The 19,535-nt window shown below is 42.2% G+C and carries 19 protein-coding genes; 5 read left to right on the top strand and 14 right to left on the bottom strand.

Annotation, left to right across the window (positions count from 1 at the left end; translation table 11 throughout):
• Positions 1 to 3: 3 nt before the first annotated feature.
• Positions 4 to 825, top strand: a complete 822-nt coding sequence (locus ACU70B_RS00465; RefSeq protein ID WP_447184403.1) for a hypothetical protein — start codon at positions 4 to 6, stop codon at positions 823 to 825.
• Between the two features lie 152 nt (positions 826 to 977).
• Here the strand turns inward: ACU70B_RS00465 and ACU70B_RS00460 are convergent, their stop codons facing one another.
• Positions 978 to 1,190 carry a helix-turn-helix transcriptional regulator gene (locus ACU70B_RS00460; RefSeq protein WP_447184402.1) on the bottom strand — a complete coding sequence of 71 codons (213 nt, stop codon included), beginning with the start codon at positions 1,188 to 1,190 and terminating at the stop codon, positions 978 to 980.
• Between the two features lie 93 nt (positions 1,191 to 1,283).
• Between ACU70B_RS00460 and ACU70B_RS00455 the strand changes: the two genes are divergently transcribed.
• Both ACU70B_RS00455 and ACU70B_RS00450 read left to right on the top strand, forming a co-directional pair.
• Positions 1,284 to 1,502 (top strand): helix-turn-helix domain-containing protein, encoded by a 219-nt coding sequence (locus ACU70B_RS00455; RefSeq protein WP_447184401.1) that lies wholly within the window; start codon positions 1,284 to 1,286, stop codon positions 1,500 to 1,502.
• Between the two features lie 45 nt (positions 1,503 to 1,547).
• The gene (locus tag ACU70B_RS00450) at positions 1,548 to 2,438 is read left to right on the top strand and encodes a hypothetical protein (RefSeq protein WP_447184400.1); all 891 of its coding nucleotides are present in this window, start codon (positions 1,548 to 1,550) and stop codon (positions 2,436 to 2,438) included.
• A gap of 703 nt (positions 2,439 to 3,141) precedes the next feature.
• Here the strand turns inward: ACU70B_RS00450 and ACU70B_RS00445 are convergent.
• Entirely contained in the window at positions 3,142 to 3,345 is a 204-nt protein-coding gene (locus tag ACU70B_RS00445) for a helix-turn-helix transcriptional regulator (protein ID WP_447184399.1), read from the bottom strand.
• 81 nt (positions 3,346 to 3,426) lie between these two features.
• On the opposite strand from ACU70B_RS00445, the gene ACU70B_RS00440 reads away from it, so the two are divergent.
• Entirely contained in the window at positions 3,427 to 3,921 is a 495-nt protein-coding gene (locus ACU70B_RS00440; protein WP_447184398.1) for a helix-turn-helix domain-containing protein, read from the top strand.
• Positions 3,922 to 3,998: 77 nt separating this feature from the next.
• On the opposite strand, the gene ACU70B_RS00435 is transcribed toward ACU70B_RS00440, so the two are convergent.
• The 9 genes from ACU70B_RS00435 to ACU70B_RS00395 form a co-directional block, all read right to left on the bottom strand.
• Positions 3,999 to 4,664, bottom strand: coding sequence for a hypothetical protein (locus ACU70B_RS00435; RefSeq protein ID WP_447184397.1), 666 nt, complete (start codon positions 4,662 to 4,664; stop codon positions 3,999 to 4,001).
• Positions 4,665 to 4,668: 4 nt separating this feature from the next.
• Complete coding sequence (locus ACU70B_RS00430) at positions 4,669 to 6,720, bottom strand: serine/threonine-protein kinase (protein ID WP_447184396.1); 2,052 nt, start codon at positions 6,718 to 6,720, stop codon at positions 4,669 to 4,671.
• Between the two features lie 248 nt (positions 6,721 to 6,968).
• On the bottom strand, positions 6,969 to 8,516 hold the full coding sequence (locus tag ACU70B_RS00425) for a DNA cytosine methyltransferase (RefSeq protein WP_447184395.1): 1,548 nt from the start codon (positions 8,514 to 8,516) through the stop codon (positions 6,969 to 6,971).
• 133 nt (positions 8,517 to 8,649) lie between these two features.
• Complete coding sequence (locus tag ACU70B_RS00420) at positions 8,650 to 10,707, bottom strand: type IA DNA topoisomerase (RefSeq protein ID WP_447184394.1); 2,058 nt, start codon at positions 10,705 to 10,707, stop codon at positions 8,650 to 8,652.
• Positions 10,708 to 10,787: 80 nt separating this feature from the next.
• A complete protein-coding gene (locus tag ACU70B_RS00415) occupies positions 10,788 to 12,506 on the bottom strand; it encodes a type IV secretory system conjugative DNA transfer family protein (protein ID WP_447184393.1) in 1,719 nt (572 codons plus the stop codon).
• A 3-nt stretch (positions 12,507 to 12,509) separates the two neighbouring features.
• Positions 12,510 to 13,160: a helix-turn-helix transcriptional regulator gene (locus ACU70B_RS00410; protein ID WP_447184392.1), complete on the bottom strand. Its 651-nt coding sequence runs from the start codon at positions 13,158 to 13,160 to the stop codon at positions 12,510 to 12,512.
• A gap of 2 nt (positions 13,161 to 13,162) precedes the next feature.
• Positions 13,163 to 13,453 (bottom strand): hypothetical protein, encoded by a 291-nt coding sequence (locus ACU70B_RS00405; protein WP_447184391.1) that lies wholly within the window; start codon positions 13,451 to 13,453, stop codon positions 13,163 to 13,165.
• Between the two features lie 2 nt (positions 13,454 to 13,455).
• On the bottom strand, positions 13,456 to 14,208 hold the full coding sequence (locus tag ACU70B_RS00400; protein WP_447184390.1) for a hypothetical protein: 753 nt from the start codon (positions 14,206 to 14,208) through the stop codon (positions 13,456 to 13,458).
• A 395-nt stretch (positions 14,209 to 14,603) separates the two neighbouring features.
• A complete protein-coding gene (locus ACU70B_RS00395) occupies positions 14,604 to 15,716 on the bottom strand; it encodes a DnaD domain protein (RefSeq protein ID WP_447184389.1) in 1,113 nt (370 codons plus the stop codon).
• A gap of 211 nt (positions 15,717 to 15,927) precedes the next feature.
• Here ACU70B_RS00395 and ACU70B_RS00390 point away from each other — a divergent pair, with 211 nt between their 5' ends.
• Positions 15,928 to 17,454 (top strand): recombinase family protein, encoded by a 1,527-nt coding sequence (locus tag ACU70B_RS00390; RefSeq protein ID WP_447184388.1) that lies wholly within the window; start codon positions 15,928 to 15,930, stop codon positions 17,452 to 17,454.
• Positions 17,455 to 17,576: 122 nt separating this feature from the next.
• Here ACU70B_RS00390 and ACU70B_RS00385 read toward each other — a convergent pair whose 3' ends face one another.
• The 3 genes from ACU70B_RS00385 to ACU70B_RS00375 form a co-directional block, all read right to left on the bottom strand.
• A complete protein-coding gene (locus ACU70B_RS00385; protein WP_447185673.1) occupies positions 17,577 to 18,440 on the bottom strand; it encodes a patatin-like phospholipase family protein in 864 nt (287 codons plus the stop codon).
• Positions 18,441 to 18,578: 138 nt separating this feature from the next.
• The gene (locus ACU70B_RS00380) at positions 18,579 to 18,797 is read right to left on the bottom strand and encodes a hypothetical protein (RefSeq protein ID WP_447184387.1); all 219 of its coding nucleotides are present in this window, start codon (positions 18,795 to 18,797) and stop codon (positions 18,579 to 18,581) included.
• A 69-nt stretch (positions 18,798 to 18,866) separates the two neighbouring features.
• Positions 18,867 to 19,433, bottom strand: a complete 567-nt coding sequence (locus ACU70B_RS00375; RefSeq protein WP_447184386.1) for a hypothetical protein — start codon at positions 19,431 to 19,433, stop codon at positions 18,867 to 18,869.
• Positions 19,434 to 19,535: the final 102 nt, after the last annotated feature.

Here is a 19,535-nt window from a genome sequence, read left to right as displayed (position 1 = left end):
ATTATGAATCATGATTCTGAAAATAATTCCAACCCAGCTTTAATTAAAATTATTAAAGATAATCCTAATCTTTTTACTTTATGGAATGATACTGAGCGTCAACTCCCCAATTGCTTCTTGCGGATAATGTATATGAACGACTACGCTCGAATTACTGGGGTTAATAGAGCCCAAACAAATTATGCTTTTTGTAAAATAGAACCTTTTTCCAATAACGTGGAAACTGATAAAGATTATTTAGCAACAATGGTAATTGCATCAGATGCACTTATACCTGATATAGGACATGAACTGATGCATTTATACATACACAGTATTGGTTATCCTTTTATTGTGCCAACTTATAAATATGGCGAAGTTTTAGATAACAGCGCCGAAATCCTCGAAATGGATAAACTGGCCACTCGTATCCATGATGTAACTGTTCACCCTATTATTGATAGAAATTTAACTACAATAAATTTATTTGACAATCAAGTATGGGAACGAATGTTCAGGACTTATTCAAACGAATTACAGAGTTATCTTAAAAATCCGAATTATTTCAAGGACAAGAACTACATAGTAATTAGAACGATAGAATTACAACATCGGTTACCACCGGAAATGTGGCAGCAGATAGAAACTATGTTTAAGGAAAGACCCAGTTATCAGAGGCTCTTAGGTAAAATTAAACAATTACCATGTTTCCCTGACAATTTATCCCCGCAAAATGTTTATGAGTACATTAAAAATATGTGGAAATATTATAGGATTAAACCTGAACAGTTAAATCTGGACTTAACGTTTAACAGTCCTCTTCTGCAGAAACCTCACTCCTCGTAAGGAACACCTCCGTGTTCTCTCTAGGGGTACCAAACGTAATGCGGTCCGGATTCTGTCGCAAAACAGCATTCATTAACTCATTAAGTTTAAGTGTTGCAGGCTCCGGCTTGATATTATTTTGATCAGTTTTTTTAGGAGTATCATTCATGGAATTACCTTCTTTCATATATATTTTCCATTTCGGCCAGCAGCTCGCCGGCCGGGATACAAAAAAATTGTTCGAGACGTTTCTGAACTTTCCAGGATGGGTTGCGGTAACCAGTTTCAATAGAACCGTACATTCGGCGGCTAATACCTATGTGAACAGCAACCTCTTGTTGGGTATATCCTTTTTGGTTTCTTAGTGTAATTAAGTTTTTTCTCAAGTAAGCTCAATTCTTTAGGCACTAATTGTGCCTAATGTGTTTTAAGTATAAGGCACCTATTGTGCCTAGTCAATACTTTTTTGGAGGCCTAAGTTGGTTACTTTAGGTGAACGTTTACGCGAACTAAGAAAATCAAAGAACCTAAAAAGAGAAGAACTTGGTGAAATAATAGGTTTAGGCCCTAGAATTATCACCTTTTACGAAACTAATGATAGAGACCCGAGTTTAAAAGTTCTAATCGCCCTGGCCGATTACTTCGACGTATCCCTGGACTACCTGGTGGGCCGTTCCGACGACCCGGCCAGACGGTAAATGCTGGTTTTCTAGTCAATTGAGACTTATCTCGGAGGCCATAGTATGTTTGTCGGAAAATTACCTGACATTCTAATTAACATAGGATGCGGTCTTATATTAATGGTTGTTTCTTTTGCTGTCGGAAAGTTGCTCTCTTCAAGAGAACATCTGAACGACTACTCTGTTATATCTGTTGATAACCGCTTTATTGAAAAACACCATCATGACCACTACCATAGCTATAACTATTATCAGGCCGCGCCTGTCCCCATACAGCAGACTTCGCAGCCGCAAGACAATGGGGGTTTGTTTGTATTTTTGCTTTTTATTGTTGCCCTCTTAATTACTCTGGCCATTTTCTATATCAAATACGGTCAGTACTTCATTTATACCGGGTATCTGATTTCATTTATGTTCTTATGTATAAATAGCTCAATGATTTGGTTTTCAATTAAAAATAACCGCTATGCTTTGTTAGAACCTCAGCTTAAGGGATTAGCCTTCACTTTAACCGTATTATGGGTCTTGTTATTTGTTATTTTCTTTTCCGGTGCCCATCCTTACTACATACCCGACGGGGTTCCGGAATTAATGTCCCGGTTAAAGCCGCTACCCATTTTCGAATCTTTTAAAGCAGCTGGCGAATACGGTTCAAAACCGGAATTATATTTCTTCAGTTTCCAAGCAGTAGGTTTAATAGCAGCAATGTTATCAACAGTGTTTTTATTGGGCTGTCAATTACTTTGTTTGAAAAGCTGGGGGTCCGGACGTATAGTTACTACCAGCTCAAGCAAAATAATTCGTTTTTTCTCGGGCTTATGGAATAAAAATGGTAAATGGACTGCTTTTACTATATTTATACTTGTTCTGGTACCTAGTTTTTTGTTACTTAGTGGAATTTTTCATCACTGGATATCGTGGTTAAGTCAATATGGGTATATGAAGTATTCCTAAAGCCGCTATAGTAAAAGGCCACATAAAAGTAAATGCCTTGTCGCAAACACGCCACACCAACCTTAAAAAGATATTAACAGCAGGTTGGGAAATGAACATCTGAAGCTGGCGTTCAATCGGGTACCAATAAGCTGTCAATAAAGCATAGAACGAGCTTGCATAAATCAAATATATAATCAGACAGAAAACGATTGCCGAGTAGGGAGAGGCAGAAAGGGTACTAGGATGATAATTAGCGTTATAGATGCTTGAGAATATATGATACATAAAATAAGAAGATGTAAATAGGTAAAAATAAAAAATACCGAAAAGCATTATAATAGTACTCCAAAACCTCAACCTGAAGGATTTTTCTATCATTACTAAAATGACTGTTGCACAAGAGATTATGTAACCCATTATTAAAACAGCACATACCTCTGCAGCAAAGGAACTAACACCATGAAACCGGCAAAATTCGGTTAGATAATTATAGGTAAATTGAATAGGCAACAACGCTCTTTGGATCACAGGCATCGGCATCAAAGGTAAAAACAGACTTATATATATCCAGGCGCATAACATGTACATAAAACTGTACCAACGTTCAGATTCTTTATATGTCAGTTCACCGAACCAGTTACTGCACTTAAAGTTATTAGAATTATAAACATGGATTAAAAAACTCATTTTAGATCTCCTTTAGGGAAATTATTATTATTGCTCAGGGTTCTTCTTTCGTTTCAGCCAGTAGTTCACTGGCCGGGACCTTAAAAAAACGTTCGAGTTTAAAAGCTACAACAATTAAAGGCCTGCGTCTGCCAGCCTCAATGTTTATGTAGCCGGATTTTGATAAACCAACCATTGAAGCAACATATGCGGCTGTGACATTTAATTTCTGTCGTTCGTTTTTTAGTCGTGTTGTCATATTTTTACCTCATTGAGGTGTTCCTCATGAATACTTTTACTAAGTATAGTTTTCTTATTGAATACAGTCAAGGGGTTTTTTATGTTTAATAAAGATATCCTTAGATTCAGATTACGAACCATAAGAAAAAATAAAAATCTTACACTCCAAAATGTTGCAGATGCTGTTGGCTCTACAAAAAGTACTATTAGCAATATTGAACGTGGAGCAAAGCCAGCAAGTTTTGACCTCGTGATAGCCTTGGCCAATTATTACGAGGTATCTATAGATTATCTATTGGGAGCTACCGATTTCCCCTACCCCCTTTCCGAAAAGGTGTTAAACATCATTAACCAGTCCCGGGATCCGGATGAGTTGCTGGCTATTATTAAAGAAATAACGCAGTCAGAAAAGAGCGGCCAGGCTGCGGAACAGCCTGGCCGGAGTAAGATAGATCGCCTACTAGAAGGATTGGATGAGGAATCAATGGTTGAATTAAGAAAGTATATTGCGTTTCTGCGAATCAGGCAGACGCTAGACGGTGGGGGCGACGAAAACTCCGCTGGATTGGATGGAGACGCCGGCAATAAGAAATAGGAAATAAAGGTCGGGATTTACATATGGAAAACAGGTGGGGATATTTATGCAACAAGGGTCGCTAGGATACCATTGTCTTAAGTTAAGCACAGAGGGGTAAAAATGTTTTTTCTTAAATGTTTTTTTCCCATTTCCACACTTTTTTCAATAATTTTTGACGTAATAAGATACTTTAAAGTGAATTCACATGAGTCAGATTTCCTAGCAGATAAAATTTCTTCTACCTTATTACCTTCAACAGAAAGTATGCCAATGCCAGATTCTACAAAAAGCCTTTGTTCAATATTCTTAATATAATTGCTTGGCATAGCGATGTATGCATAATCAGAAAAGCATAAATACCGCTGAGCTTGCAGACATGCACCTCTCCAATCTTTTAATTTTGCCTCTATAGAAATGGTAGTTCCCAATTTTGCTGAAAAAATATTTTTAATTGCTCTTACAATATCATTCTTAACTTTAACAAAGCTCATTTTGGCTAATATAACAACATATTGTTTAACCTTATCAAGTGTTATCAAAAATTCATTTTTTATTTCATGAAAAGAAGTACAATGCTTTTTATTCACAAATTCTAGAATAGATAGTAAAAAGTAATCATCCATGGGTTTCAAATAACGGGTTGCACCAATATTCAAAGAAATATCAGGAATCCCAACCCCCATTCTTAATTCATTGGAAAAATGGATTCCTTTACATTCTAGGTAAGTATTTATATTATTTACAATTTCTATTTCCAGCATATAATCACATCCATTTCTCTTTCAATTTTCCAATGACCTCTAGCCAAGTTTTAAGAAATCTAGAATCATCTTCTTTAAAAATAGGTTTTAAATTATTGTAATAAAATATGGCATCCTTAACTCGTTGCTCAATATATTCGACTCTATATTGTGTTGTGTTTAAATTTCTTAGTTTATCAATTTCCTGATTCCGTCTATATAAAAAATGTTTTCTTGTCAAACCATCACCGACCAAAGCGAGCGGATTCTGCCCCATACAATACGGGCAAGTGCATCCAATATTTTTCCCTGTTTCAGTAGCTAATAGTTGAACAATTTTAGCGGGATTTTTTCGTTCGATAGCTACATTACTTAATAACTCAGGGAAATAATACCTAACATACATATTATAAGGATCGCCAACTTCTTTATATAAATCTTCATAAAAGGACTCAAAACGAGATGTTCCAGATTCAAAACCGTATAACCCAAATGACAAAAGAATCAATCCAAAAGCACCTATACGGCCAGCAACAACAGGTTTCTTTGCTGCTTTTTGTAACTCCAATAATACATTAGCATAATTATAAAGTTGCGAAAAATTTGTACTATTATCAATGCAATCCACATAAACCCAATAAACATCACATTCTAAGCCCGTAAGCACATTTAAAAAGTATTCTCGTTCCGTTTTTGATGTCAATATATCAGTCTTTACACAAAATCCTCCAACTAATTTCCCGGAATAGTTTATACTGTTTAAATAATCTTTAGTTTCCTTTAATAACTTCACATCTAGACTAAACCAATTCTCATTGGTATCCATTTTTATGTGTACTAAATTAGAATTATTACTGACATGGAAGGGTGAAACTATTAAAGAAGGATTATGCTGTAACTGCTCGTCAACCACACATCTAACATAGGTTTTTTTTGCTTCGTAAGATTTTAAATCATCTAATTCAAGTCTGCTTAAATCTTTTGGCGCATAGGGTAGAGCAATTAGGCCCTTTACATCTGAGTAAGAATCATATGCTAGTCGCATTGTAGCAGGGTCTATTATAAATTCAACATTTTGCTTTTTGATAAAATTCAAAAGATTCCTCTGCTGATTTTGGTGGTTTATTGGAAAAATAGCATGTTCTATTGAAAAGCCATCCTTATAAAATTCCTCTAAAACTTTCTTTTCGTTCCATAGGCGAACAAAAAAGGTTGGTTCGATTTTAACTATATGATGAGTAGAGCTACTACTCCCAATTTTATCAAGATAGGCTATTATATCTTGTAATGTATTTGGTCTTTTATAATTTTCTTTCTGTAAAAGTTCATTTATCAAATTATCAATTGCATTATCAATAGTGGGTAGATATGTCCTTATAGAAATCGGTGGCTCAACCTGAATTTTATAATATAGCTCTTCTCGTGAAGTAATATGACCATAAGGAGTTTTATTGGCTAACATTTTAAATAAAATAACACCTAATGCATAATAATCAGAGCGATAGTCTATATTTTTGCTATCGCTTATCTGCTCGGGAGACATGTACAAAGGGGTTCCTAATTGATCTCCTGTATTTGTAATAGAAGTAAAATCAATAAGTTTTGATAATCCAAAATCTAAGATTTTTACATTTCCATCTTTAAGTAAATATATATTGGCTGGTTTTAAGTCTCTATGAATTAGTTTAGCTTCATGGATAGCGAAAATACCATTTAAAATTGAATTAAAAATAATTAAAGCTTCTTCTTGCGAAAATGTTCGTTGCTTCAGGATATTTTCTAAGTCATCTCCATCTACGTAGTCCATTACCACATAATAATACTTCCAATTATTATCAATAAAACTACCGTCATCAATATATTTCACGACATTTTCAGAATTCACCAATTTCAAAGCTTCTATTTCTCGGCTTATCCGATTATCATTTCCTTTAGAAAACTCCGAATATACAAAGTCAGCAGAAAATATTTTCATCGCATATATGTTGCCATCTTTTTCACATCTATAAACAGAGCCAAATGTGCCTTTACCTTTAAACTTGATAAGTTGGTAATCACCAATTTGCTTGTAGGGCATGTTGCCTCCTCCAATTCAAACATTATACAAATAATACCACAATCAAAAAAAAAGTGGTATAATACTTTGTTACAGAGATACCCAACGAACTTAACGTTTGAAAAGAAGGATAAACAAACGCTACTCAGCAGGTTTACCTGCCATATAGAATGCTGCATAAAAAGCTGGGAAGAAAATTGGTATATTCCGAGTACTTTCTTTGCATATCCGCAGGAGGCTACTCAACTAATGAGTAGCCTCCTGCTCAATTATATAATTTGAGTTGAATTTTTCTTAATATTATCCATTATGCATGATTGCACCCAGATTTGGGATGAGCTCAAGAACCATTCATTCTTTTCGCTAGCCAACAAGCTCATTCCTACGGTCTCAAACCAAGCCCGAGCTGAATCCGGCGGCACCGCATTTCCGATTCGCTTTCTCCACCGGGCTGATGATTTCCCTGCCAGAAGTAATGGACTCCCATCCGGCATAATAAGCGGAAAACTCTGCAGCGCCGCGTTTTCATAATCAGTCAAGGGTCTATGCCATGTCCCGTCCAATGCAATGATGACAGGTGGAGGATCCGGCCGTTCGTGGTCAAGGGGTATCCTCGGATCTGCCACCGCAGACGCTCCCGCATGGATATCGCCGCTGGCCGTAACTGTATTGGCCGGCTTATCCCAAGCCTGTACTTTATATGAGCCGTTTCGAGGGCTGCATCCCAAACGAGGATCTGCTACGGCCAGAGCTCCGTTGTTTACTCCCAAGGCGCCTGTTACCGTTGGCGACGGCTTTTCCCACGGAACCACCCGGTATATGTTTTGATGGGTTCCTACGCCAAGATTAAGCCGAGGATCTGCCACGGCCGCTACTCCATTACTTCCACCTACCCTGGCATGTCCTGTAATAGTCCTTGACGGCTTATTCCATTCGGCTACTGAAAAAACTCCGGTTCGCGGCACATGCTCTATTTGGTATGGCCCACAGCTCTTTAAGTCTTTCCAATCTCCACCCTGGCGAATAAGCGCAAGTCTTACCCAGGTTTTCCAGGTTAAGCGAGGGCTTCTATGCATCGGCCCGGCGATGGGGTCGTCGGGCAAAGGCAACGGGCTGAGAACATCCCCTATAGTTTTCATCTTTTGCCGATGCGGCCTGAATATAATAGCGCTGCACTTTTCCTTATGCCGGGCTATCATCATGTACCTTTTGCGGTGCTGCCCTAATCCGCCAACTTCCCCGCAATCGTGGTATCCGTCTTTGTCTTTTACGGGATGGATCTCATAGTCATGGGACCGGAGCATCATCCGGATACGATTCAGCAGACGGGCGCTACGCGTTGTTATCCTGGGAACGTTCTCAAAAAGAAACACCGGTACCGGATTATCCCGGAAGGCCTCAAGCATAAGCCACATAACATGGCTCGCAAGGTTATTCAAGGCCTGATATTTATCCGACTGGGCTGCGCTCTCAGGTAGTAAGCCGGAGTTCCCCTGGCAGGGAGCTGATACAAATACGACATCCGGCGTATCTTCAACTAGAATCTGAATATCTGCCGGCGTAATCTCCCGCCAATCTTCCGGCGGCCGGCGGCCGTGGTATGCTGTATAATCATCCCGGGAAAAGAGATCCATGCAATGCGCCGGCGCTCCGGTTAGCTTTTCAAAATCTTGACAGGCCTCTGGGTCAACGTCAATGCCGCCTACCACCCGAAACCTGCCAACATGACCTTTAAATTCTGATATTGCTTCAGCAGCTCCTATTGCCGCACCTCCACTGCCGCAGCAGGGGAAAAAGGCAGTGTATTCTCTAATCATATGGTCTACCTCTTTCTTATTAAGAAAAGCGGCTCCCTTTATGGAACCCGCTTATTAATAGATTAATTTAAGTGGCCTCTAAGTATTAAGAACCGCTTATCAAAACAAAAAGCAGAATAGCGTGGTCCAAAACTTAGTCTTCGAATTCGAAAACGATCCTCCTGTCTTGGTTCAGCGCCAGGAATGCTTCAAAATTGCCGCCATGCTTTGCTTTGAAGCCCTTTATTTTATCGCTTCTACCCTTAGCCAGAATTTTTTTAGCCTGGGCCTCAGATATGCTTTTGCCCGCTATTTCTTTCCAAATAGCGAATTTACAGCCTTCCTTCCAGGCCGAACAGGAGTATGCTTTTTTGGTCTCTGTCACAGGGGCGCCGCATAACGGGCATTTTCCTAATTCCTTCTTCCCTTCCGGAATGTTATCTATAGTTACACTTCCCGCATCTGCTACAATAGCGGTTACGTACTCTTTGATCTCTTCAATAAATTGGTTGAAGCCTACTTCCCCCTTTTCTACGCCTATCAACTTATCTTCCCACGCTGCGGTCAGATCGGCAGATTTCAGCCCTTCTGTTTTCAGGATATCAATTATGCGTTTGCCTTTGGCTGTCGGCATCAGGGCTTTACCTTTTGCAGTTATATATCCCCTTTTCTTAAGGGTTTCCAGGATAGCGGCCCGAGTGGCCGCCGTGCCTAATCCCCAGTCGCCGGGCACGTCGATACCTGATTTTTTACTGGCTGTTTTCATTGCATGCAGTATTGTCGCCTCGGTGTATCGTTTCGGAGCCTGGGTGGTTTTTTCGCTGAATTCAAGATTGCTTATTTTAACATCGTCGCCTTCTTTAAGTTCCGGAAGTGATTGTTCCGCTTCCTCCTCTTCTGGCTCCTCGGTCCGTGATGCCATGCCCGGTATTTCTCTGTAGCCCGGCTGTTCGACAAACTTAGATAATGCTTTGAATTTATGGCCGCTTATTTCATATTCGATCCGGCGCTCCCTGAAAACGGCCGGCGGGTAAAATATGGCCAGAAAATAGGCCGCAATAAGCTCATATAAGGTCAAAAGATCCCCGCTCAGTTTATCCGCTACGGTGTCCAGCGGAATAATGGCATAGTGATCGTCGACTTTGCTGTCGTCAATTGCTTTTATGGTGGGCCGGGCTGATTTAATGTGGTCAGCAAAAGGGCCATACCGTTCCATATGCTTTATTGCCTGGAGCCGGCTCATGAAAGTGGGCTCCAGGTCCGAAGATAAGTACCTGGAGTTGGTCCTGGGATAAGATATAAGGCGTTTTTCATATAGTTCCTGCGCCAGCAGCAAGGTTTGGGCCGCCGTCCAGCCAAACCTGGTATTGCATTGCTTCTGAAGCTCGGTAAGGTCCGGCGGCAGGGGCGGTTTCTGTTTGATTTGCCTGTTTTCAAATAAAGTCACCTTTCCTGTGCCGTCTTCTACTTCCCGGATGATTTTTAACAGCTCGGACTTTTCCCTGATCTGTTCTCCGGCATATTTGGCAATAAAAGATCCTTTACCGGATTCGGTATTGGCCGACAGCACATAGTAAGGCTCCGGTTTAAAGTTTTCGATTTCTCTTTCCCGGCTGACTATCAATGACAGCGTGGGGGTCTGCACTCTCCCTACGGAAAACAGTTCGTTGGTATGTAACCTGGTGGTATAGGCTCTGGTAGCGTTTATACCCACATACCAGTCGGCCATATTTCTGCACCTGGCCGCGGCGTACAGATGGTCATAAATGACCGCCGGCTTCAGGTTATTCATGCCTTCCAGTACTGCCGCCGGTGTCTGGGATGATATCCAAAGGCGCTTCACCGGTTTGGAGTTATTGGTATAAGACAAAATGTAGCGGGCGATCAGTTCCCCTTCCCGCCCTGCGTCCGTGCCTACAATGACTTCTTTGATATCTCTGCGCTGCACTAAACTGCGAATAACATTCAGTTGCTTACTTTTCCCCGGGTTATGCGCAGCCGTTAACCGGAAGTCTACCAATAACGGCAGGTCCGCATAGTTCCATTTTTCCGGAACGCCGATTCCCTGAATCTCAACCAGATGCCCCAAGGCCCAGGTGATGATAAATTCCCCGTTTTCGAGGAATCCGTCCTTTCTTGAGAATGAGCCCAGGGCCTCCGCATAGTTCATAGCTACGGATGGTTTCTCCGCTATGATCAATGACTTGTCCATTTTCCCCCTCCTTATAATATGGTAATGAAAAACACCACCAATTGAAGTATTTGAAATTTATTTAGTCGTGAAAAAAGCTACTATATATTGACCATTCGTATATTTACTTTGCTGACCCGATGAGGATTAGACCGTAATAAGTATGCTTCGCCTGTATCCAGTTGTTTAATCTTATCCGGATGAACCATAAAGGAACGATCCTTTTTTACTGTCCCACCTCCGGTCAGTTCTCTTTTTCCTGTTTCTAAATCGGCATTTACCTGCTCTGTCCAAACTGTGGTCATTTTCGTTCCGATAGTCGTCGCAAACAGCTCTGCGCTGTCCGGATTACGCTGGCTGTGAATGATCTTGGTATTAGTATTGGCAAGCACTTGCTTCGCATCCTGGGGCGGAAGGGTGGCGATCTCCTGTAAAGCTAAAATTACATGAAAACTGGCACTGCGGGCTTGCCGAAGTATGTTATAAAACTCTGAATTAGCATAATCGCTGAATTCATCAAAAATAGCATACACCTTGCTGGTATTGCTCTCTTCCCCTAAACGCCTTCTTTCCCGCTCCGCAACAACGGTCTTAATATCTTGAATAACTAATCGGGCAATCATTGGGGCATACTGGCTATATTTCGAGCTGGAAAGGCTGAAGAGGATTATGGCGCCTTCGTCCATTGCGTCTCTGATGTCTAATGTCCTGCTGTCGCCGGTATCGGTTAACAGGCTTCTCAGTTCCTTATCGGCTTCGGCAAAGACCATAAGCCGTGAAAAAATGCCCTGATAGGCCTCTATTTCCTCCCCTGTCAAGCTTTCAATGGCAAGGGCCGCCCGTACTGCTTCTTCGTTTCCTCCCCTGGCCAGGCTGATCAATTTATCTTCCCGAAGATTTTTCGAGGCGTTGATCAAATCAATGCTGCTGCCCGTATTCAGGAGAATATGAAAAGCATTCTGCAAATAGCGTTCTGCGCTCAATTTGTAATGGGGTTCGGTCCAATCACTGGTACCGATGATCTTGTCTTTAAGCTCGGTGGCGCCGCCGTGACGGAGAGGGTTGTAATGACAGCTGTCTTCCGGATAGGTCAGTGAAAACATATAAAAGGGCCTTCCAAATTTATCAGCCAGCCTCCGGCATAAGCTTAACAGACCTGCATCTCCCTTCCCGTCTATAATGCAGCAGGAAAGGAGACTCTGGCAGCAATACTCAACAAAATTGGCCAGGGTTGTTGTTTTTCCCGCACCGGTTGCACCGGCTACCAATATGTGGGCATTTGCCTCACGATTAGTAATGACTTCACCTGGGGCAATTAACGTACCATCTTCAGGATGATCCATTTTGGATATATCTTCTTTTTGTTGGGTCACTATAGCCTGTTCCTCTTCTTCATCCATCCTGGTTAAAGCTTCTTCAATCTCTCGCCGATCACCCAGGATATCTCTTTCTGGTTGGTTGGGCCAAAACTCAAACCCCAAATATACAAAAGGAGTACCGGTCAGTGCAAATTTGATTATTGGCTTCAAGGATTCAGGTTGAATATACTCACTAAATCCTGTATAGTGTCCGATAAAATATAAGATGTACTGAAGTTCCAGAGCCAACCATTCTTTGAAGGCCGGAACGACCTGCGAGTAAACTAGTATACACAGAATAAGTCCTATTCCCCGGCATATCCAAAGTATTTTACGGCTATGTATATATTTTCTTCCGGCGAGATGCAGAGCGCCTGCCGGGATCAAGGCGGGCAGCAGAACCAGGGCCGCAGGGAGCTTCCACAGATCGTTTTTCTTTTCCTCGTCATACTGCTCATACACGGTCTATACCCCTTCCCGGCCGAATATGCTTGAAAGTTCCGTATTCCCATTAGTAAGACATAGGGCTAAGTCTAATTTCCATGGTCCCATGTATCTGGCGCCTTCCGGCTTTTTACCGGCCTGGTTCAACCTTTCTCCCGGCTTTTTTATGATATAAATTCCGCCGTAATAAAAATCCCAGAAGAATACCTCATCCCCGGATGTAACCAGATCGAAATCCCGGATAAGCTTGCCGGGCTCGCTTGGCAGCCAGTATTCTGTCAAGAATGGGTTTTGACGGATATGCCTGATCAATTGTTCCATGTATTCCCTGCCGTAAAACGGCAGCCATTGATCATAAATAAGCTGCAATTCATGCCCGGGCTCTGCCGTCTGTTTGTCAGGAGTCGCCGATTCCCGACCGGCATTTGCATTTACAGCTGCTTCAGGTTGCGGCTTCTCCTGAAGATCGCATTCTTCCTGAAGACCGGCGAATATTTCTTCGGCCGGCATTTCAAAAAAACCGGCTATTATTTGTTTGGTTTCCTGATCCGGTATCCGTCTGCCGCTCTCATAATTGGCGATTTGACTCCTGGTCAAGCCCAAAAGCTCTGCTAACTGGCTTTGACTCAGATTCCTTTTTTTACGCAGTTCGATCAGTTCTGTGTTTTCCATCTTTATTCACTCCTTCCGACATTCCGGCCGACACAATAGGGTGACACGACCACTGGCTGACACAGCTGCAGGGGTGACACAAATTGCCGGGCGACACAACCGCTGGCTGACACAACCGCCGGCCGACACAACCGCTGGGGCTGACACAATCGCCGGCCGACACAACCGCTGGCTGACACAACCGCCGGCCGACACAGCCGCTGGCTGACACAACTGCTGGCCGACACAACTGCTGGCCGACACAACTGCTGGCCGACACAGCCGCGGGACCGACACAGCCGCGGGACCGACACAATCAGCCGCCAAACTCCAGCGATTTCTGCGGCGGTTTCCATTCCCGCATGGTACTGAGCATGTAAATCTTCACATAATCCCGGCTGCCGCCGTAGCTCAGTATCCTATGGGCCATAGCTTCCCCGGGCACATAATATCTGACTTCATGATATTCACTGCGCTGAAAATACCAGCGGAATATTCCTTCTATGCGCTCTTTATTCTTGGCGCTGAGCTCCACTTCCACGGCTACAACTTTCCCGTCCGGCATGTAGGCGATAATGTCCGGGCAGTGCTCTCTTTTGCCTTTTTGGGTACTGAATACGTTGATGCCTTTATCGCTTCTCAATTCTTGTTCCGATAGCAATCTGGGGCTTTCCTGCTCCAGCGCCAGAGCTACGTCAACGGCGGCTACGGTATGCCTGAAAAAATGTTCCGATATCCGTTCCACCGGCGGTAAATTAGTATCAGCCAGCATCCTGCCTTTAGGCAGGCATCTATAAACCCCGGGTTTATCAGCCAGGACTTTTTCATGTTTTAAGATGCTGGCCCGGCACAGTTTATCCAGGCGGCGATACATGGCGGGAGTGGAGGTACCGAATTTCTTAGCTAATTGCTTTACATTGGCATAACGCCACTGCTGCAGGAATACGCATATTTCTTTATCGCGAGCCGTAAGCCGTATTCCCCGTATGGCCAGAAAACTTTCCGGCTGGGGTACATTCACATCAATCACCTTCTTTAGCCTGTTTTCCCGGTATACCGGTTTTAGCACTTTGCCGGGCGGCCCAGTTTACTTGGTTTGCGTAGTTTTCTGATTGGCCGAGTTTAACTAGTTTTATTAACTAAATATTTAATTTTAATTAATCTTTAAATCTTAATATCAAAACTTTTAGTTATTGTTTTATAATCTTTATAAGACACTAATAAACTTAAATTAAATATTTAAAAAACACTATGCTGACCGTGGGTAGATTCGGGTCGGAAACATGTATAACTGCTTTACTCGAGCCGAAGCTATCCACGGTCCATTTTAACTGGCTTATGTGTTTATTAGAAATTACCCCGGACCGGGGTTGTGTCGTGTTGAACCCGTTTCAAGGCCTCAATTCTACAGGCAGAAAGTCCTATTCATATAGCTGACACATAACTAAAAGTTTTGATCTGTTTTTAATCAGGCGGAATAAATAAGTCATATTCAGAGTAGCTTCTTTCTTTTGTTGGCTCACTTTTTTCACTTTTGTTTTTAAATTCCTTTATGGCTTTTTCTACATCCTCTACTGTATTTAACCCCTTATCTCGCCAATCGTTTAATACCCGGTCAATGTACTCAAGACTGCTTTTTTGGGCATAGAGTGCCATTAATTCCGCTGCCTTCAGAATCATTTCCCGGGTGAAGCCCCAATCTTTTCGCCATTTTTGATATGTACCTCTGCGAATAAGCGATTTCATGTCAATTCCGGTATATATCATGAAATGCTCTATTTCCGCTTCTAAGGATTCCACTTGTCCTTTAGGAGTATCCAAAGGCTCCGGATAGAATGTGCCATTTAAAATGCTTTCTATGACGCCATTGGGATTGTTTATCAATATGCCCAACGGGTTTATGATTCTGCCTTCAGCTTGCTTTCTTTGGAGGGTAGATGCTATTAACTGAACTTGACTGCTCTCCTGGCAGTACTCCAATAAGACCGGATAAATATTATCCGGAATGCTTTTACTTAAATACTTAATAAAGGTTTCCTCAATCATCTTTTTATCAACAACCGCCGATTGTTCTTGTAGACTCGATTTTTCATCCCTTTTGTTGGTGTTAACAAGATTAAGATCAGTTTTATATTCTTTACTGCTATCGTTACTGTTGTTATTGTTAGCTGCAGGTTTTCCGGCAGCGGGTTTTCCGATTTCAGATTTACCGATATCAGGTTTTCTGCAATCGGTAGAATCCCCTATTTCATGGGATTCAGCTGGTTCCTCATAAACTTCCCACACTCTACCTATATACCGGCCATGATCGTCGCGGATCCAATCGCGGGTTAGGTATCCGTACTTCTCCAACTCTTGTAAGCCAGTGGCCACACTGGTACGTCCGTCTGTTCCATGGCTGCAGATTTCACTCTCATAAAATTGCCATGAATCACTTTGATCTAATAGATATGTAAGTAGTCCCTTCGCTTTCCAGCTCAAACGCGAATCGTTAATAATGTCCCTGCTGATTTGTAAAAAAGGATTCTTTCTCTTATGCTTTCTTAAATAATTCGTTACTTCATTTTTTTCCCGCACAAGCAAGCCCTCCTGTGTTTAAGGATTTTAATGGACCAAAAAGAGCCCTGGAATTAAACTCAGGGCTCTCTATAAAAATAAAATTATTCGATTGTCGAAAATCGTTTCACTTTACTTGGTTAAAAATCCCTTTATAGCAATCCCCCCCTTGATGGTATAATGGGAATATCTTCTATATAGGAGAAAAAATCCTTTGAGAGAGGTATTATAGATGCTCTACGGTGCTTACTGCCGCGTCTCAACCGAGGAACAAGCAAAAAATGAGACTATAGATGCTCAAATTGATGCCATAAGGGCATATTTTAAAAAAAATAATATCAGCGTCCCCAAAGAACGCTGGTACATAGATGATGGGGTATCAGGCGAGCTTATGCTTCGCGAGCGGCCTGATGGTGCAAGGCTGCTGCTGGATGCTGTTGAGGGAAAATTAACCCACCTGGTAGTTGTAAGGGTAAATCGAATTGCACGCGAGGATTTTGCCGCACAGGAGGCTTTTCATACGCTAAAAAAATGCGGAGTATCTCTGATTTCTCTCAGTGAACCTTTTAACTACTTTGAACCATCCGGCCAAATGATGGCTACGGTGTTCTCATCCTTTGCAGCTTATGACCGGGCAACGATTAAACAGAATTTTGCAGATGGCAAAGCACGCAAAGCACGCAGAGGGAAGCTGCCGCAGGGAACAATACCCTATGGCTATACGGTTGCTGACGATATGTCTGTTAAGGTCAACCCTGACCAAGCAGAGGTAATTAAACTGGTTTATAAGCTCTATATTGAAGAAAATATGAGTCTCAGAGCTATAACAGAATATCTTACCGGTATGGGTATTCCTGCCCCGGCCGACTTTAAAGGAACTTGGTACCGAAAACATAACCGTACTGGCGGTTGGTGCGAATACTCGGTAAATAATATTCTGCGAAGTGATATTTATACCGGCATCTATCCTTATAAACCACCGGGACAGAACCCTATACCGGTACCCATACCCAAAATCATAGATTCGGAAACTTATTTTAAAGCCAGGCAAATAGCACAGGACAAACGCAAACATTATGCACCTAATGAACAGTACCGAACCTACCTGCTGCGTGGTTTGGTCGAATGCGGCACTTGCCATAGCGCATATGTAGGCACATCATCAGGCAAAGGCCGCTTTGCCTATTACCGCTGCACTAAAAAAAAATCGGATGATATGACCTGTGAGAACCCTAATATCAACGCTGATCTGTTGGAAAACACCGTCTGGGAAGACTTGTGCAATACATTTAAAAATCCCCAAAAATTGATTAGGGAAGTCTCCCGGGAAATGGAAAGCAGGTCTTTACTTATAAGTGATTATGCTGCTGAAATCAGCGAAATTGATAAACGGGTCAATGAAATCACCCAGGAACGAAAGCGATTACTGGATTTATATGCAAAAGGCATTACTGCGGAAAATGAATTAGTTGAAGCTATTAGCGAACGTGAAGAGTCTTTGGACACTTTACAATCACGGAAAAAGCTTCTTGTCCAGCAGACACAGATGCAGCAGAATCAGCAAGAACTTGTTAGCACGGTAATGGAGATAGCAAGAGAGATTAAAAACATACCTGACGAAGCAGATGATGAACTTAAAATGGATTTAATAAAAACCTTAGTTGATAGAGTTGAAATTATTCCTGGAGAAAGTCCGAAAATCAGGATTTCTTACCGTATCAGTTTAGGTTTGTTTAATGAATGTTATTTGGTCAGGTAGAAAGTAGCATGTTCGAATTTGTCCGTAGCCATTTTAACCTCCTCCCTGCCTTAACCCGCTGTATCGGCTAATCTTATGCTTTGTCGATATTATATGTAAATTACTGTCTGTCTGTTACACTGTTAAGCCAGGAGGTTTCTTTTTAACTTAGCAACCTCTTTTTTCATGGTCCGGCGCCCGATACGGATGATTTCCGCTGCTTTGTCCAGGTCGCTTAGCCTTACTTCACTCACATCAGGGTAAATGGACATATCGGCAAAAATTTTTTCTTCCGTGGCCGAGGTTTCATAGCCCAGGATGTTTAAAGCGCGGTTCACTATTTCCGGTATGCCCTGTACCCCCTGGTCATAAATATACTGCCCCAGATTTACAGCTAGGACATACTCCGCTCCCAGAAGCTTTTGCACAGCGACCGGAACCATACTGCGGACTCCTCCGTCTACCAGTTGCATTCCCTGCAGATGACTGGGGACGAAGGTAGCCGGAATCGATATACTGGCCCTTACAGCCTGGCTTAAAAGGGCATCCTGGACAACCAGCCCGTCATTATCGTCCAGCCTGATTTTTTCACCGGAAAATATAATCTCCCTTCCGCTGTCAATATCGCAGGCAATTATAGCCAACGGTAATTTGCTGTCCTGCAGGTATTTGCCCCCGGTTAAATGGAAAATCAGCTTCTCCAGGCGATCACCCTTGATAATTCCATCCAGGGTGGCACCCATTGTCGGGATAAAGCAGGACAAGAGATACCTGATCAGTCCACTGATATTATAATCCAGGTAATCACCCGGCTTAAGCTTTAAGACCTCTTCTTCCATGCTATAGGGGGACAGTCCGCTGGCATAAAGGGCTGCCATTATGCTCCCGGAACTGGTTCCTGATACCATGGATACGGGAATGCGGTTATCCTCCAGCACTTGCAATATGCCTATATGAGCCAATCCCTTAAGCCCTCCACCACCCAATGCCAATCCAAGCTTCTTCATTATTATCACCTACTAACCACCCTTTATTAGGGTACCAAAACTCCCTTTGGCCGTTATTAAGAAAGCAGATTACACCGACTACAAAGGTGTGTGCATCCGGGGTTTACTAAAAAAGGCAAACTGCCTCTTGGGTTAAATTCAGCGGTTGCACTTGCGTACCATGAAGCGCGACAGCTTTTGCATGGTTTCCGTGTTGTTCTGCTTTAGCTCCTGCCAGAATTGCTGGTATTCCGGCACTTCCGTTTCTTTATGGAAATCATCTATTATACGCTCCGTTTCCCTTTGCAGCTCCAGCACTTTTTCCAGTTGGCTGCGCATTATGTTCTTATGCCTGCGGTCTATTCTCACATCGGGCACATAGCCACCTCCTCAACTAGGAAAAATAAATGCCCGGCCAGAGCCGAGCATAAAGTGGGCAGGGGGGTCTTAAAATTCTACTTCCGGATCAAGTTCGCCATAAACAACCACATCATGCATTTTACCCAGCTTGTCGATAATATCGACAAACACTCTTAACCCGATGCAAGTTCCTCTGATAGGGGTGGTCAGATTGCAAGGGTTACAGGGATCTTCACAATTACCTTTGATTTCATAGTCAAAGGTCCAGTTCTTAAGGATTAATTCGGATTGTTCGATTTCCTCTCTGAACTCTTCTGCGGTAAGGGGCGGATCGAACTCATCCAGCTCGATACTTCTCTCGAAACGGTCAGTAACCGTTATAATCTGATACTCGCCATCCACGATAACAAAGAGAATTACTTCATAGTCGATAAAAATTTTGACTTTGTTGAAACAGGCCACATCCTCAAATTTTTGGATTATCTTGACCTTGATGTCCTCTACACAGGCTACTTTCCCCCCCACCTGCTCATCAGGCACACAAAACACGGTATCCAGGACTTTTACCTGTTTTTCGATAAATTTGGCTTTGATGACCTTCGCCCATAAATCTAATCTACAACCATCCGGAAATTCACATTTAAGTCCAGCCATGTTACTCTCCCCTCCTTTGTTCTTTTTCTTTCTCTTGCCACCAGGGCTTCTGTTGAAATTTGTAAGTTCAAATTTCTAGCTTATACTATGAGAGAGAGCAAC

This window comes from Syntrophomonas curvata (assembly GCF_052976825.1).
The sequence above is the reverse complement of the archived record's forward strand: the minus strand, read 5'-3'. Positions and strand labels throughout refer to the sequence as shown.

Excerpts from the sequence above, each read along its gene's own strand:
- ACU70B_RS00465 (WP_447184403.1), top strand. The coding sequence starts at position 4 with ATGAATCATGATTCTGAAAATAATTCCAACCCAGCTTTAATTAAAATT.
- ACU70B_RS00450 (WP_447184400.1), top strand. The coding sequence starts at position 1,548 with ATGTTTGTCGGAAAATTACCTGACATTCTAATTAACATAGGATGCGGT.
- ACU70B_RS00445 (WP_447184399.1), bottom strand. The coding sequence starts at position 3,345 with ATGACAACACGACTAAAAAACGAACGACAGAAATTAAATGTCACAGCC.
- ACU70B_RS00440 (WP_447184398.1), top strand. The coding sequence starts at position 3,427 with ATGTTTAATAAAGATATCCTTAGATTCAGATTACGAACCATAAGAAAA.
- ACU70B_RS00435 (WP_447184397.1), bottom strand. The coding sequence starts at position 4,664 with ATGCTGGAAATAGAAATTGTAAATAATATAAATACTTACCTAGAATGT.
- ACU70B_RS00430 (WP_447184396.1), bottom strand. The coding sequence starts at position 6,720 with ATGCCCTACAAGCAAATTGGTGATTACCAACTTATCAAGTTTAAAGGT.
- ACU70B_RS00425 (WP_447184395.1), bottom strand. The coding sequence starts at position 8,516 with ATGATTAGAGAATACACTGCCTTTTTCCCCTGCTGCGGCAGTGGAGGT.
- ACU70B_RS00420 (WP_447184394.1), bottom strand. The coding sequence starts at position 10,707 with ATGGACAAGTCATTGATCATAGCGGAGAAACCATCCGTAGCTATGAAC.
- ACU70B_RS00410 (WP_447184392.1), bottom strand. The coding sequence starts at position 13,160 with ATGGAAAACACAGAACTGATCGAACTGCGTAAAAAAAGGAATCTGAGT.
- ACU70B_RS00390 (WP_447184388.1), top strand. The coding sequence starts at position 15,928 with ATGCTCTACGGTGCTTACTGCCGCGTCTCAACCGAGGAACAAGCAAAA.
- ACU70B_RS00385 (WP_447185673.1), bottom strand. The coding sequence starts at position 18,440 with ATGAAGAAGCTTGGATTGGCATTGGGTGGTGGAGGGCTTAAGGGATTG.
- ACU70B_RS00375 (WP_447184386.1), bottom strand. The coding sequence starts at position 19,433 with ATGGCTGGACTTAAATGTGAATTTCCGGATGGTTGTAGATTAGATTTA.